We start from the raw sequence: 15,499 nt of genomic DNA on the forward strand, positions 1-15,499 counted from the left end.
CATCACCGTTCTGCACGCCGCGGACGGACTCGGCGCGCTGCTCAGCCTCAACGACCGCGGCTGGCGCTGGGTGCACGCCCGCGCCGGCGAAATCGCCAGCGGCAGTTGGGTCGACGAGTCACCGACGGCACTGCCCGAGGTGAATCTCGCGGTCACCGCGGCCGCGGTACGCCAGGCCCTGGCCGAACTCGTCAGGTCGTGATGCCGGTCATCGTCGGGCCCGACCCCATTCCGATGCGAGTTGTACAGCCTCAGACCAGCGGGCGCGTTCGGTCTCACGCCGTGAATCCTCCATCGCCGGCAACCACTCGGCGGCGCGTTGCCAGTTCCGCCGCAGCACCGCTTTGTCCGGCCAGTACCCGGCGCTGAGTCCTGCGGCATAGGCAGCGCCGAGCGCCACCGTCTCGGTCATCATCGGACGCACCACCGGCACCCCGAGAAGGTCCGCCACCGTTTGCATGAGCAGGTTGTTGGAAGTCATTCCACCGTCGACGGCGAGCGATCGGGTCGACAGACCGGCATCGGAGTCCATTGCGTCGACGACGTCGCACACCTGGAATGCGACGGCCTCGAGGATCGCCCGGGCAAGGTGACCCCGACTCGTGTAACCCGTGAGGCCCACAACGATCCCTTGCGCCGCGTGATCCCAGTACGGCGCAAGAAGTCCGGAGAAGGCGGGCACGATATAGCAGCCTCCGTTGTCGGTGACGGTGTTCGCGACGGTCTCGATCTCGGGAGAGGCGTCGATGAAACCCAGGGTGGTACGGCACCAGTCCACGAGAGCACCTGCTACCGCGATGGACCCTTCGAGCGCGTAGACCGGCGACTCGCCCTCGATCGCATAGGCGACCGTGCTGATCAACCCGTGGCTCGACGAGACGATGTCGGCACCAGTGTTGAGAAGCAGAAAGCTCCCGGTGCCGAAAGTGCACTTCGCCGCACCTGCGTCGAAGGCAGTCTGTCCGAACAGCGCCGCCTGCTGGTCGCCGATCAGCGCGGTCACCTCGATGCCTTCGATGGGATCCCGGGTGGCGCCGAAGTGGGCCAGGGTTGGTCTGATCTGCGGCAACATCTGAAGGGGAATGTCGAAGATCGCCAACAGTTCGTCATCCCAGTCGAGTGTCTGCAGGTTCATCAGCAGAGTCCGGCTCGCATTGGTGACGTCGGTGGCGTGCACGCCGCCGTCCACTCCGCCGGTCAGGTTCCACAGCAGCCAGCTGTCGATCGTGCCGAAAAGGATGTCGCCACGCTCAGCTCTCGGACGAAGGCTGGAATCCTGGTCGAACAGCCAGCGCATCCGCGGTCCGGAGAAATAGGTGGACAGTGGCAGACCGGTACGGGCAGTGATATCGGATGCGTCGAAGTCGCGGGCGATCCTGGTGATGATGTCCACGGTGCGCATGTCCTGCCAGACGATGGCGCGGTGCACCGGCCGTCCCGTGTGGCGGTCCCAGACGACTGTGGTTTCGCGCTGATTGGTGATTCCCAGCCCGATGATCTGGTCAGCGCCGATACCGGCGTCGGCGAGCGCCTCCGGGATGATCGTGCGGATCGTTTGCCAGATCTGTTCGGCGTCATGTTCGACATGCCCCGGACCGGGAAAGAACTGCTGGTGAGCGCGCTGGGCAATGGAAACCATATGGCCATGCCGGTCGAACACCATGCACCTGCTCGACGTCGTCCCCTGGTCCAGCGCGGCGACGTAGTACTCGGTCACTGACTCCTCCCGTGCCCGAGCTCACGGGAGATGGACCGGCCTGTGCGCACGACCAGCGTGACCAGCGCCTGGCGTGGTCGGCCACGCGGGTCACAGATCCGGTCGAGATGGCCGCCGACGCCGACCGCGGCGACGACCGATCCGTGCTGGTTGCGGATCGGGGCAGCCAGCGTGGCGATCTCGGGTTCACATTCTTCGACCTCACCGGCCCAGCCCTCGTCCCGCACGCCTGCCAGTTCCATGTCCAGCCGGGCCTTGTTGGTGATCGTGTGGAAGGTCAAGCCGTCGAGCACGACGCTGTCGATGCTGCGATACGCCCCAACATCGTGTGCCAGCAGAATCTTTCCCACCGCGGAGGCGTGCAACGGTGTTTCGGGTCCACCACCGAGGGATTTTTCGGTTGCGTTCGGCGGAACGATGCGGTGCACCGTCACGACGTGACCGTCGCGGAACGCCGCCACCTGGGTTGCCTCCCCCGATCGAGCGGCAAGAGCGTCGGTCCAGTTGATCGCGCGGGACCGAAGCAGATTGAGGTCGATCCGACTCGTCCCGAGCCGAAACAACAGTGGCGCGATCCGGTAGCGGGCGGTACCGGCTTCCTGTTCGGCGAAACCCACGGCCAGCAGAGTCTTCAACAGGCCGTGGGTTGTCCCCTTGGCCAGTCCGACGGCCTCGGCGACGCGCGCGAGGGTCAGGGGTTCCGGTTCGGCTGCCAGCACACGGATGATCGCGGCCGCTCGTTCTACCGACTGCACCGGCACGGACACCGACACAGCGTATCTCCGACCCGCCCCACCCGTTCGGCATTGCCGAACCCCGCCGGTTCGACCATGCCGAATCCGGGCCATTGGCCGGACTCACCCTGATCGCTAACGTCCGGTGAGATCGCGGTCACATCTCAGCCGAACCACTACTCAGATCACACAGACGATCAGGGGAGCCGGAATGACAACAGACGCACAGAAACAACCAACCATCGACCTGCCCTCCGCGGAGGAACGAGTTCCCTCCCTCGCCGGCGAGATGATGGCCGAGTTCTTCGGCACCATGGTCCTCATCCTGTTCGGGGTGGGCGTGGTCGCGCAGGTTGTTGCCGCCGACATCGGCGATCACGACAGCATCGCCTGGGCCTGGGGCCTGGGCGTCATGCTGGGCATCTACGTCGCGGGACGGATAAGTGGTGCACACATCAACCCGGCGGTGACCCTCGCACTGGCGCTCTTCCACGGCTTTCCCTGGCGCAAGGTGGCCCCCTATGCGACCGCGCAGGTGGCGGGGGCGTTCGTCGGCGCCCTGTTGGTGCGCTGGAACTACAGCGAGGTTCTCGCCAAGTTCGACCCGGGCCACACCATCAAGAGCCAGGGTGTGTTCTCCACACTCCCCGGAAATGGAACGCTGCCGGTCAGCGACCTGGGAGCGCTTCGGGATCAGATCATCGGCACCGCCATCCTGGTCTTGCTGGTCATCGCGATCACCGATGCCCGCAACTCGGCACCGCTGGCCAACCTGACACCGTTCATCGTCGGCCTACTGGTGGTGGCGATCGGTATGGCGTGGGGCACCAACGCCGGGTACGCCATCAACCCGGCACGTGATTTCGGCCCGCGGTTGGTGTCGTACCTGACCGGATACGACGGGGCATGGCGCGATCAGTACGGGAATCTGTACTTCTGGGTACCGATCCTCGGCCCGCTGATCGGCGCGGTCATCGGTGGAGCCCTCTACAAGTACTGCGTCGCACGCTTTCTGCCCCACGAACCCCTTTCACCGACCAACCAATAGTCGACACATCACACTGAAGGAGCAGCCATGCCTGAGTTCGTAGGCGCGATCGATCAAGGCACGACGAGTACTCGGTTCATGATCTTCGATCATGCCGGGAACGAAGTGAGCAAACATCAACTCGAGCACGAGCAGATCATGCCCCGACCCGGTTGGGTGGAGCACAACCCGGTGGAGATCTGGGAACGCTCCACGTCGGTGCTGCAGACCGCGATCAACAGCGCCAAACTGCAGCCGAGTGACCTTGCGGCGCTTGGTATCACCAACCAGCGCGAGACCACCGTGGTGTGGAACAAGAAGACCGGGCGCCCGTACTACAACGCGATCGTGTGGCAGGACACCAGGACCGACAAGATCGCCACCGCCCTGGAGAGAGAGGGCAAGGGCGACGTGATCCGGGAGAAGGCCGGTCTGCCGCCGGCAACCTATTTCTCGGGCGGCAAGATCGCGTGGATTCTCGACAACGTTCCCGCAGCCCGCGCAGACGCCGAGAACGGTGACGCACTTTTTGGCAACACCGACTCATGGCTGCTGTGGAACCTCACCGGCGGAGTGGACGGCGGTATCCACGTCACCGACGTCACCAACGCCAGCCGGACGATGTTGATGAACCTGGAGACACTTGATTGGGACGATGAGTTGCTCGGGTTCTTCAACATCCCGCGGGCGATGCTGCCCCAGATCCGGCCGTCATCGGATCCGGACCTGTACGGGCGGACATGCTCGAGGACCCCCTACGGCGGAATCGCACTCAGCGGCGCTCTCGGCGACCAGCAGGCGGCGATGTTCGGCCAGGTCTGCTTCGCGCCGGGGGAAGCCAAGAACACCTACGGCACAGGCAACTTCCTGCTCCTCAACACCGGGACTGACCTGGTCCGCAGCAAGAACGGGCTGCTGACCACGGTGTGCTACCAGTTCGGCACCGATGCCCCCGTCTACGCGCTTGAAGGGTCCATCGCGGTAACTGGGTCGGCGGTGCAGTGGCTGCGCGACCAATTGGGGATCATCGCGGGCGCAAGCGAGGTGGAGACTCTGGCGCGCCAAGTCGAGGACAACGGCGGAATCTACTTCGTCCCAGCATTTTCGGGTCTGTTCGCCCCCTACTGGCGCAGCGATGCTCGCGGCGCCATCGTCGGCCTGAGCCGGTTCAACACCAACGCCCACCTCGCACGCGCCACCCTCGAATCGATCTGCTACCAGAGTCGTGACGTCGCCGAGGCCATGGAAGCAGATTCGGGTGTGCACCTCGAGGTGCTGAAGGTCGACGGCGGAGTTACGGCCAACAACCTGTGTATGCAACTTCAGGCAGACATCCTCGGCGTACCGGTCAGCCGCCCCGTCGTCGCCGAGACCACGGCGCTCGGTGCCGCCTACGCGGCCGGTCTGGCAGTGGGTTTCTGGAACGACACCGATGAGCTGCGCGAGAACTGGAACGAGTCCCGCCGCTGGACACCGGCCTGGAGCGTAGAGCAACGGACCGAGGGGTACGCCGGCTGGAAGAAAGCGGTCCAGCGGTCACTCGACTGGGTCGACGTCGGATGATGAGCCAGATCCACCAATTCGATTACAAAACACTGCTTTCCGAGGAGTCGACGACATGAGCACTGCACAACCCTTGAGCCCTTTTGAGCGTTCAGAGGCCCTACGCAGGCTGAGCACCGAAGAACTCGACATTCTTGTCATCGGTGGAGGGGTGGTCGGCGGCGGGGCCGCGCTCGACGCTGCCACGCGGGGCTTGAAGGTGGGACTGGTCGAGGCCCGAGACTACGCATCCGGCACGTCGAGCCGTTCCAGCAAGTTGTTCCACGGCGGGTTGCGCTATCTGGAGCAGTTCAATTTCGCCCTGGTATTCGAAGCGCTGCGTGAGCGCAGCCTGGTGTTGAACACGCTGTGCCCGCATCTGGCCCGCCCGGTGCCGTTCATCTATCCACTGGAGAAGAAAATCGACCGCGGCTACGTGGGGCTGGGCATCGGGGTCTACGACGTGATGGGTGCCGGACGCGGTGTGCCAGGCCATCATCGGCACCTGAGCCGGCGAAAAACCCTGGAGTCCTTCCCCTCCGGCAATCGGTCCGCCATCCGCGGCGCTGTGCGTTTCTACGAGGGACAGGTCGATGACGCGCGGCACACCATGATGCTCTGCCGGACGGCAGCTCAGTTCGGCGCCTTGTGCGCGAACAGTACGCGGGTCATCGGATTCCTTCGAGAAGGTGAGCGTGTGGTCGGAGCCACGGTGCGGGATCTGGAGAGTGGGCGCGAGTTCGACATCCGGGCCCGTGAGGTGATCAACGCCGCCGGGGTGTGGACCGACGAAATTCAGGAGATGGTCGGGGGCCGAGGACAATTCAAGGTGCGGGCATCCAAGGGAATTCACCTCGTGATCCCGAGGAACCGAATCAACTCGGCGACGGGAATCATCACCCGTACGGAGAAGAGCCTGCTGTTCATCATCCCGTGGGGCAGCCACTGGATCATTGGTACGACGGACACCGACTGGGACCTCGACCTCGCCCACCCCGCCGCCAGCCAAACCGACATCGATTACCTTTTGGCCCATGCGAACTCGCTGCTAGCCGATCCGCTAACCCGGGATGACGTCGTCGGGGTCTACGCCGGACTGCGGCCACTGCTCTCGGGAGAATCCGACTCGACCAGCAAGCTGTCGCGAGAGCACGCCGTCTCCAGTCCGGTGCGCGGCCTCACCGTGATCGCCGGAGGCAAATACACGACCTACCGGGTCATGGCCGAAGACGCGGTGGACTCGGCGGTGCACGGACTCGAACGAAAGGTGCCGGCGTCCTGCACCGAACGCGTTCCGCTCGTCGGGGCCGACGGGTATGTCGCTGCGTGGAATTCGCGCCGGTTGACCGCGGACCGGGTGGGTCTGCGAGAATCCACGATCGAGCATCTGCTGGGGCGCTACGGCACGCTGATCACCGAGCTGCTGGAACTGATCGAGAAGCAGCCAGAACTCGGCGAGTCCCTCGCCGGTGCCGACGAGTATCTCAAGGTGGAGGCGTACTACGCCGCCAGCCACGAGGGTGCTCGGCATCTGGAGGATGTACTCACCCGACGCACCCGGATCTCGATCGAGGTCCCCGACCGGGGGATCGCCGCCGCCCGCGAGATCGCCGAATTGATCGCACCGGTGCTGGACTGGGACGACACCGACATCGCGCGTGAACTCGAACATTACGACGCGCGGGTCGCCGCAGAGAGGGATTCCCAGCACCAGGCAGACGACCTGACTGCCGACGCGTCCCGACTCGGCGCCCCCGATGTCCGCCTCGGAACGTCGCAGCAGAGCGGGGGTCTGTGATGGTGCAGAGCGAGGCCACGGTGCTGCACATGCGCCCGGACCGCAACCTGGCGCTGGAACTGGTCCGCGTGACGGAGTCCGGTGCGATGGCGGCGGGCCGCTGGGTCGGCCGCGGCGACAAGGAAGGCGGCGACGGCGCAGCGGTCAACGCGATGCGCCAACTCGTCAGCACGGTCGCGATGCGCGGCGTCGTCGTCATCGGTGAGGGCGAGAAGGACAAGGCCCCGATGCTGTTCAACGGTGAGGAGGTCGGCAACGGCGACGGACCCGAATGCGACTTCGCGGTCGACCCGGTTGACGGCACCACGCTGATGGCCAAGGGCATGCCCAACGCGATCTCAGTGCTGGCGGTCTCCGAGCGTGGCAGCATGTTCGACCCGTCCGCGGTGTTCTACATGGAGAAGATCGCTGTCGGTCCGGACGCAGCCGACGTCATCGACATCACCGCGCCCGTTGCGGAGAACGTGCGCCGGGTCGCCAAGGCGAAAAAGCTTTCGGTGTCGGATATCGCCGTGTGCATTCTCGACAGACCCCGACACAGTGCGCTGATCGAACAGGTCCGCGACACGGGGGCCCGAATCCGGCTGATCGCCGACGGCGACGTCGCCGGAGCTATTGCGGCCGCGCGTCCGGACTCCGGCACCGACATGCTGATCGGCACCGGAGGGACCCCCGAAGGCATCATCGCCGCCGCCGCGATGCGCTGTATGGGCGGCGCTCTACAGGGAAGGCTCGCGCCGAAGGATGATGCGGAACGTCAGCGCGCGATCGACCACGGGCACGATCTGGATCGCGTGCTGCTCACCGAGGACCTCGTCGCCGGCGAGAACGTGTTCTTCACCGCCACCGGTATCACCGACAGCGATCTTGTGCGGGGTGTCCGGTACAGCGGTGGCGGCGCCCATACGCAGTCAATCGTGATGCGCGCGAAATCGGGCACCGTCCGGATCATCGACGCTTTTCACAGCCTGTCGAAATTGCAGGAGTTCGTCTAACTCTGCGGCAACGAGCCCAGCGCCTGCTCGACATCGCCGAGCAGATCGGCAGCGTCTTCGATGCCGACCGACAGCCGCACCAGGTCGTCGGGCACCTCGAGTTGGGAGCCGGCGGTCGAGGCGTGCGTCATGGCGCCCGGGTACTCGATCAGCGACTCCACGCCGCCCAGAGACTCGGCGAGGATGAAAATCTCTGTGCGAGCACAGAAGTCCCGTGCCGCCTGGGGCCCGCCACGAAGCCGGACCGACACCATCCCTCCGAAGCCGCTCATCTGCCGGGCAGCGACCTCGTGGTTGGGATGGCTCGGCAGGCCCGGGTAGAGCACCGTGTGGATCGCCGGGTGCCCGTCGAGGAACTCGGCGATCAGGGCCGCGTTGTCGCTGTGCCGCTGCATCCGCAACGGCAGCGTTTTGAGTCCCCGCATCGTCAGATAGGCGTCGAACGGGCCCGGCACCGCACCCGCACCGTTCTGCAGGAACGCGAATGCCTCATCGAGGCCGTCGTCGTTGGTCAGCAGCGCCCCGCCGACCACGTCGGAGTGCCCACCGATGTACTTGGTCGTCGAGTGCAGCACGATGTCGGCGCCCAGCGACAGGGGCTGCTGCAGCGCCGGCGACGCGAAGGTGTTGTCGACCAGGACCTTGGGCTTCGTCCCGGACTCGGAGGCCAGCGTGGCGATCGCACCGATGTCGGCGATGGACAGCAGCGGGTTGGTCGGCGTCTCGACCCAGATCAGCCTGGTGCGGTCGGTGATGGCCGCGCGTACCGCGTCCAGGTCCGGAAGTGCCACGGCGGTGTAACTGATCCCCCACAGCGTGAAGACCTTGTCGATGAGCCGGAAGGTGCCGCCGTAGGCGTCGTCGGGGATCACCACATGATCGCCGGGCCGCAGCAGTGCCCGCAGGGCGCAGTCGGTGGCGGCCATGCCGGAACTGAACGCGCGGGCGTAGGAGGCCGACTCCACCGCCGCCAGCGACGCTTCCAGCGCGGCCCGGGTCGGGTTGCCGGTGCGTGCGTATTCGAATCCGCCGCGCAGGCCGCCCACGCCGTCCTGGGCGAACGTCGAACTGGCATAGATCGGCGCGTTGACCACGCCCGTGGCGGGGTCAGGCCGATAACCGGCATGAATGGCCTTGGTGGCCGGTCCGTAGGCCCGGTAGTGGTCGGCCGCACTGCGCTTCTCGCTCATGGTCGATCAGGGTAGCCGGGCACGCCGGTTGGTCACCGGAGAGGCACCGGCAGGTGCCGGCGCCTCTCCGACGAACGTCGCCTAGTAGTGCGTCGGCCCGGATCCGGGTGGTAGCGGTTGCGGGTTGAGAGGGACGCACACCGTGGTCATGATCTTGTCGGCCAACGTCTGACGCTTGCTGTCCCACAGCGGGAACAGGTAGCCGATGTAGCAGATGATCGCATCGACGAAGTGGGCCAGCTGACGCACCACCGAGAGGCCGAAACCGATGGGCTGCCATGTCTTCTCGCTGACCACCTTGAACTTCATCACCGACTTGCCGATGCTCGATCCGGTGGTGCCCTGGCGGTAGCCGTAGTTCCAGACGACAAACGCGAGCGCCAGCACCGAGCCCAGGAACGACACCACCGAGCCGACGACCGAATAGCTCGAGGTGCACGCGACACCGCTGCCGTAGGTGACGCACTCGTTGTCGCCGGTGAGGATCGCGATGCCCTGGGCGATGCCCACGACGATCAACACCGGGAGGTAGTCGATGAACCAGGCGGCCACGCGCGTGATCCACGAGGTGTACGCCTCCTTGGGCAGTGCCGGCCCGGACTGCGACGCGTAGCCTGAGGACTGTTGCGGCGGCGGGAAACCACCCGGCGGTGGGTAATTGCCTTGCGGCGGTGGCGGATAACCACCCTGAGGCGGTGGGGGGTAACCACCGGATGGCGGATAGTTACCCTGCGGCGGTGGCGGATAACCTCCCGGGGGCGGCGGCGGAAAACCACCCGGCGGTGGCGGATTGTCTGTCATCGATTCTCCTTATGTTCGTCTTCGGCTAGCGGGATGCAGACCGTAGTCATGACCTTGTCGGCGATCGTCTGGCGCTTGGCGTCCCACAGTGGCCACAGGAAGCCGATGTAGCAGATCACCGCATCGAGCAGGTGGGCCACTTGGCGCACTATCGAGAGGCCGAAACCGATGGGCTGCCAGGTCTTTTCACTGATCACCTGGAACTTCACGATCGACTTGCCGATACTCGAGCCCGTCGTACCCTGCCGGTAGCCGAAGTTCCAGATGACGTAGGCGAGGATCACGATGCCGGCGGCGGTGACCGCGAGCTGACCGGGCGTGGAGGCACCGGTGGCGCAGAATTCGCCGAGATCGAACTCGGAGGTGTCGGTGACACACACCGTCTCCTGGGTGCCCAGCAGAATTCCCCAGGCGATGCCCTGGATGAGCAACACCGGGATGATGTCGATGACCCACGCGACCACCCGGTTGAGCCACGGCGTGTACAACTCCTGCGACGGACCCGACCCCGCCCCCGGCGGCAGGTATCCACCATGCTGCGGCAGGTGACCGCCCCCTGGTGGAGGCGGGGGACTCCCCGGCGGCGGTTGATCGGTCATGGACGCCTTCCAGCGCTGTACCAACTGGGAACGAGCGTGCTTACGATACCTGAGAAATACCTGGGAGCAGCGCTTTCACGCACGAAAACGATCTTGGTTCCGGTGGCGTTCGGGTTTGCCAGATCTACCGGGAGCGGTCAGCTGTGCGCGTTGCCGTCGGATAGGAATCCCAGGAGGTCGTGCCGGGTGAGCACGCCGACCGGCTTGCCCTCCTCGACCACCATCACCGCGTCGCATTCACGCAGGGACTTGGCCGCGGTGCTCACCAGCTCTCCCGCCCCGAGCAACGGGAGCGCCGGGCTCATGTGCTGGGCGACGGCGTCGGCCAGCTTGGCACGCCCCTCGAACACCGCCGACAGGAGTTCCCGCTCGGACACACTGCCCGCCACCTCACCCGCCATGACCGGGGGTTCGGCGCCGACCACGGGCATCTGCGACACCCCGTACTCGCGCAGGATCCCGATGGCGTCGCGCACTGTCTCCGACGGGTGCGTGTGGACGAGATCCGGGAGTCCGCCGGACTTGCCGCGCAGCACGTCGCCGACCGTCGACTCCTGGACCGAACCGTCCAGGCGACTGCGCAGAAACCCGTAGGACGACATCCAGTCGTCATTGAAAACCTTTGACAGATAACCGCGCCCGCCGTCCGGGAGCAGCACCACGACCAGTGCGTCCGGACCCGCACGTTCAGCCACCTTGATCGCCGCGACCGCGGCCATCCCGCACGATCCGCCGACCAGCAGTGCCTCCTCGCGCGCCAGCCGACGAGTCATCTCGAAGGAGTCGGCGTCGGACACCGCGATGATCTCGTCAGGTACCGCAGGGTCGTAGGCCGACGGCCAGAAATCCTCGCCCACGCCCTCGACCAGGTAGGGGCGGCCGGTTCCGCCCGAGTAGACCGAACCTTCGGGGTCCGCCCCGATCACCTTGACCCGGCCGTCGGACACCTCTTTGAGGTAACGGCCGGCGCCGGTGATGGTGCCGCCGGTGCCGACGCCGGCGACGAAGTGGGTCACCTTGCCGTCGGTGTCGGCCCAGATCTCGGGGCCGGTGGTCTCGTAGTGGCTCTCGGGCCCCATCGGATTGGAGTACTGGTCGGGCTTCCAGGCGCCGTCCACCTCCTGCACAAGCCGGTCGGACACGCTGTAGTAACTGTCGGGATGGTCCGGCGGGACGGCCGTCGGGCAGACGACGACGTCCGCTCCGTACGCGCGCAGGACGTTGCGCTTGTCCTCGCTGACCTTGTCGGGGCAGACGAAGATGCACTTGTAGCCGCGCTGCTGGGCGACCAGCGCCAGCCCGACACCGGTATTGCCCGAGGTCGGTTCGACGATGGTGCCACCGGGCCGGAGCTCGCCGCTGGCCTCGGCGGCGTCGATCATCTTGACCGCGATGCGGTCTTTGGCGCTGCCACCGGGGTTGAGGTACTCGATTTTGGCCGCCACGACGCCCGAACCCGGAGGGACCACCGAGTTCAGCTGCACCAGAGGGGTATTGCCGATGAGCTCACTGACGTGCCGGGCGATCCGCATGCGTCCATCGTGTCAGGCCCGGCGGGCGACTACCAGGTGGCCTCTCTGATGTACTCACCGATCTGGCGTAGAGACCGGCCTGCCTCCGACACCGCAGGTGCCCCGAGCTGGAAGACATGCATCTGACCAGGCCAGATACGGATCTCCACCGGGACCCCTGCCGCGGCCAGCAGACGCGCCGCTTTCCGGGCGTCGCTGAGCAGGACCTCGGACCCGGAGACGTGGATCAGAGTGCGAGGCAGTCCCGGCTCGATGTGATCGAGCGGCTCGTAGATCTCCTCGGGCCGGCCGTCCGTGACGTTGCGGTCCGCCGCCTCGCCGATCAGCTCGACGAGCGCGTGGAAGGCCTTGTGCGGGAACATCACATCAGTGCGGACATTCGGGTGGTCCGCGCGGGCCTCGTTGTCGATCTCGAACAGCGGCGACATGGTGGCGATGGCGGCGGGCGATTCACCCTCGTAGCCGTTGATGCCCTCCACGTGCAGCCGCTCGGCGAGCGCCAGCGACAGATAGCCGCCCGCGGAATCGCCCGCCAGCACGATCTGGTCGGGTTCGTAGCCGGTCTCCCGTAGCCACTTGTACGCGTCGTGACAGTCGTCGAGCGCGGTACCGACCGAGTGCTTCGGGATCATCCGATAGTTGACGACCAGCACGGGGCTGTCCGCGTACTTCGACAGCGCCGTCACCAGACGACCGTGGGTGTTGACGCCGCAGGTGAGGAACGCCCCACCGTGCATGTAGAGAATCACGCTGCGCTTGCCGTCCGCCGGCAGGACACCGGCGGCGCGCACCAGCTGAGCAGTGCAGTGCGGCAGCGAGATGGTGGCACGCACGGTGCCGGGGGCGGGCCGCATGATCCTGGCGGCGAAGTCCACCAGGCCCCACGGCCACGGCGCCCTAGGGGCGTAGCTGCCGATGGTCAACGCCGGCTTGACAGTCAAAAGTGCAGCCAGACCCATCAGCCTGCCCGCGATGCTCGGGCCGTCCTCGACGACCTCGACGGGGGCGCCGTCACTGACCGGGAATCGGCGGGGCTTATGCCCTCTGCCTGGCCTGATACCAAGATGCGAAGAGCTGGGGACCTTACTCGGTGCCGTCATCGCCACCACTTCCTACGCCGTTGTAGAGCCGGAGTGTGTTGAGTTACTCAGCCAACCTCGAAACTTAGCTTGGCACATGTAACCACTATCACAATTCATTAAACGTTTTTGGTACCGGAGTTGATACCGCACCGTGATCCCCGATCCGCGGCGCCACCGGTTAAACCGTCGCGGACCGCTCTAGACTGGGCCGCGTGGGCATCCGTGCACCGCGTCGGTCGGCCGTCGCTCTGGCGGCTGCGGCAACGCTCGCGTCGACAGGTTCCGCCTACGTCGGAGCCCGCAATCTGCTGAGCGGGCAAGCCGAGCAGGCGCGCCAGGTGATACCCAAGTCATGGGACGTGCCGCCGCGCGCCGACGGTGTCTACTCACCCGGGGGCGGGCCCGTGGAGCGCTGGCACCGTGGGGTGCCGTTCGACCTGCACCTGATGGTCTTCGGCGATTCCACCGCTACCGGCTACGGCTGCACCAGCGGTGACGAGGTGCCCGGCGTGTTGCTCGCGAGGGGGTTGGCCGAGGAGTCGGGGAAGCGGATCCGACTGAGCACGAAGGCGATCGTGGGTGCGACGTCAAAAGGTCTGTCCGGTCAGATCGACGCCATGTTCGTCGCCGGTCCCCCGCCGGACGCCGCGGTCATCATGATCGGCGCCAACGACATCACCAAACCCAACGGGGTGGGACCTTCGGCACGCCGGCTCGGCCGGGCGGTGCAGCGGTTGCGCGGCAGCGGCGCGGTGGTCGCGGTCGGCACCTGTCCGGACTTCGGCGTCATCACCGCGATTCCGCAGCCCCTGCGGTGGGTCGCCCGAGGACGAGGGCTTCGGCTGGCACGCGCGCAGGCAGCCGAGGTACGGGCAGCCGGCGGCACCCCGGTGCCCTTCTCCGACCTGCTGGCTCCGCACTTCTACAAGACTCCTGAGCTGCTGTTCTCGCAGGACATGTTCCATCCGTCGGCCGCGGGCTACGAGCTCGCCGCCAAACAGTTGTTGCCGGCGCTGTGTATTGCGCTGGGCGAGTTCGTCTCCGGGACGCCGGACGAACGGGCTCTGGAGTCGAGGGTGGCCGAGGGCAGTTCGCTGCTCGCGCGCATCGGCGGGTTGAGCAGACTGTGGCGGCGCTCGACCGGGGTCCCCGCTCCGATCGTGGTGGCCGCGGGCTAGGTTCTGTGTAGTTTCCGATCCGCCAGTCGCTCGATCACCAAGGAGCCGTCATGCCCGAGGCCGTCATCGTCGCCACCGCACGTTCACCCATCGGCCGAGCCGGCAAGGGCTCGCTGGTCTCCATGCGCCCTGACGATCTCGCCGCGCAGATGGTCAAGGCCGCCCTGGACAAGGTGCCCGGCCTCGATCCCCGCGAGATCGACGACCTGATGATGGGCTGTGGTCAGCCCGCCGGCGAGGCCGGCTACAACATCGCTCGCGCGGTGGCCGTCGAACTCGGTTACGACTTCCTGCCCGGCACCACCGTCAACCGCTACTGCTCGTCGTCGCTGCAGACCACCAGGATGGCTTTCCACGCGATCAAGGCCGGCGAGGGGGACGCGTTCATCTCCGCCGGGGTGGAGACGGTGTCGCGATTCGGCAAGGGTGCCGCCGACGGTGCGCCGGACTCCAAGAACCCGGTGTTCGCCGAGGCGCAGGCACGCTCTGAGCAGGCCGCGGCAGGTGCCGAGGAATGGCACGACCCGCGCGCCGACGGCAACCTTCCCGACGTCTACATCGCGATGGGGCAGACCGCCGAGAATGTCGCCCTGCACACCGGTATCAGCCGCGAGGATCAGGACCACTGGGGTGTGCGGTCGCAGAACCGTGCCGAGGAAGCCATCAACAGCGGCTTCTTCGCCCGGGAGATCTCGCCGGTGACGCTGCCGGACGGCACTGTCGTGTCGACCGATGACGGGCCGCGGGCCGGCACCACCTACGAAAAGATCAGCCAGCTCAAGCCGGTTTTCCGGCCCAACGGCACCATCACCGCCGGCAACGCCTGCCCGCTCAACGACGGCGCCGCCGCGGTCGTGATCATGAGCGACACCAAGGCCAAGGCGCTCGGACTGACGCCGCTGGCGCGCATCGTGTCGACGGCTGTGACCGGTCTGTCGCCGGAGATCATGGGCCTGGGCCCGATCGAGGCCGTGAAGAAGGCGCTGGCCAACGCCAAGATGAGCATCGCCGATATCGATCTGTACGAGATCAACGAGGCGTTCGCGGTGCAGGTGCTCGGGTCTGCCCGGGAACTGGGCATGGACGAGGACAAGCTCAACGTCTCCGGCGGCGCGATCGCCCTGGGCCACCCGTTCGGCATGACGGGCGCGCGCATCACCGCCACGCTGCTGAACAACCTGGCGACCCACGACAAGACGTTCGGCATCGAGTCGATGTGTGTCGGTGGCGGGCAGGGCATGGCGATGGTCGTCGAGCGGCGGGCCTGATGTCTCGGCGTTGAGACTGAGATAGCGGCGCGAAAG

13 protein-coding genes and 1 pseudogene are annotated in these 15,499 nt (G+C 66.2%); 7 read left to right on the forward strand and 7 right to left on the reverse strand.

Annotated features, from left to right (window positions below):
* Positions 1–202, forward strand: a pseudogene (locus WA965_RS24685) (GOLPH3/VPS74 family protein); the annotation flags it as partial.
* A 6-nt stretch (positions 203–208) separates the two neighbouring features.
* Here WA965_RS24685 and glpK (WA965_RS24690) read toward each other — a convergent pair.
* Positions 209–1,717 carry a glycerol kinase GlpK gene (gene glpK, locus WA965_RS24690; RefSeq protein ID WP_526298467.1) on the reverse strand — a complete coding sequence of 503 codons (1,509 nt, stop codon included), beginning with the start codon at positions 1,715–1,717 and terminating at the stop codon, positions 209–211.
* Positions 1,714–2,484 (reverse strand): IclR family transcriptional regulator domain-containing protein, encoded by a 771-nt coding sequence (locus WA965_RS24695; RefSeq protein WP_178361122.1) that lies wholly within the window; start codon positions 2,482–2,484, stop codon positions 1,714–1,716. The genes glpK (WA965_RS24690) and WA965_RS24695 overlap by 4 nt, the downstream gene beginning before the upstream one ends.
* 178 nt (positions 2,485–2,662) lie before the next feature.
* Between WA965_RS24695 and WA965_RS24700 the strand changes: the two genes are divergently transcribed.
* From WA965_RS24700 to glpX, 4 genes are read left to right on the forward strand one after another with little or no spacing between them, the layout of a single operon-like run.
* Positions 2,663–3,499: an MIP/aquaporin family protein gene (locus tag WA965_RS24700; RefSeq protein ID WP_526298465.1), complete on the forward strand. Its 837-nt coding sequence runs from the start codon at positions 2,663–2,665 to the stop codon at positions 3,497–3,499.
* 27 nt (positions 3,500–3,526) lie between these two features.
* On the forward strand, positions 3,527–5,041 hold the full coding sequence (gene glpK / locus WA965_RS24705; RefSeq protein ID WP_178361120.1) for a glycerol kinase GlpK: 1,515 nt from the start codon (positions 3,527–3,529) through the stop codon (positions 5,039–5,041).
* Between the two features lie 55 nt (positions 5,042–5,096).
* Entirely contained in the window at positions 5,097–6,818 is a 1,722-nt protein-coding gene (locus tag WA965_RS24710) for a glycerol-3-phosphate dehydrogenase/oxidase (protein WP_526298463.1), read from the forward strand.
* The gene (glpX, locus tag WA965_RS24715) at positions 6,818–7,813 is read left to right on the forward strand and encodes a class II fructose-bisphosphatase (protein ID WP_256736356.1); all 996 of its coding nucleotides are present in this window, start codon (positions 6,818–6,820) and stop codon (positions 7,811–7,813) included. The genes WA965_RS24710 and glpX overlap by 1 nt, the downstream gene beginning before the upstream one ends.
* On the opposite strand, the gene WA965_RS24720 is transcribed toward glpX, so the two are convergent.
* The 5 genes from WA965_RS24720 to WA965_RS24740 form a co-directional block, all read right to left on the reverse strand.
* Complete coding sequence (locus WA965_RS24720; protein ID WP_526298461.1) at positions 7,810–9,003, reverse strand: cystathionine gamma-synthase; 1,194 nt, start codon at positions 9,001–9,003, stop codon at positions 7,810–7,812. The two genes, glpX and WA965_RS24720, sit on opposite strands and share 4 nt — an antisense overlap.
* A gap of 81 nt (positions 9,004–9,084) precedes the next feature.
* Complete coding sequence (locus tag WA965_RS24725) at positions 9,085–9,804, reverse strand: Rv1078 family RDD domain-containing protein (protein ID WP_526298459.1); 720 nt, start codon at positions 9,802–9,804, stop codon at positions 9,085–9,087.
* Positions 9,801–10,403: an Rv1078 family RDD domain-containing protein gene (locus tag WA965_RS24730; RefSeq protein WP_526298457.1), complete on the reverse strand. Its 603-nt coding sequence runs from the start codon at positions 10,401–10,403 to the stop codon at positions 9,801–9,803. Before WA965_RS24730 ends, WA965_RS24725 begins: the two co-directional genes overlap by 4 nt.
* A 137-nt stretch (positions 10,404–10,540) precedes the next feature.
* A complete protein-coding gene (locus WA965_RS24735; RefSeq protein WP_526298455.1) occupies positions 10,541–11,935 on the reverse strand; it encodes a cystathionine beta-synthase in 1,395 nt (464 codons plus the stop codon).
* A 29-nt stretch (positions 11,936–11,964) separates the two neighbouring features.
* Positions 11,965–13,035, reverse strand: a complete 1,071-nt coding sequence (locus WA965_RS24740) for an alpha/beta hydrolase (protein WP_526298453.1) — start codon at positions 13,033–13,035, stop codon at positions 11,965–11,967.
* A gap of 194 nt (positions 13,036–13,229) precedes the next feature.
* Here WA965_RS24740 and WA965_RS24745 point away from each other — a divergent pair, with 194 nt between their 5' ends.
* Together WA965_RS24745 and WA965_RS24750 are read left to right on the forward strand one after the other, a co-directional pair.
* Positions 13,230–14,195, forward strand: a complete 966-nt coding sequence (locus tag WA965_RS24745; RefSeq protein ID WP_526298451.1) for an SGNH/GDSL hydrolase family protein — start codon at positions 13,230–13,232, stop codon at positions 14,193–14,195.
* Between the two features lie 50 nt (positions 14,196–14,245).
* A complete protein-coding gene (locus WA965_RS24750) occupies positions 14,246–15,463 on the forward strand; it encodes an acetyl-CoA C-acetyltransferase (protein WP_526448168.1) in 1,218 nt (405 codons plus the stop codon).
* The last annotated feature ends 36 nt before the right edge of the window (positions 15,464–15,499 follow it).

Source organism: Mycobacterium sp. (genome assembly GCF_049683935.1).
GTDB lineage: Bacteria > Actinomycetota > Actinomycetes > Mycobacteriales > Mycobacteriaceae > Mycobacterium.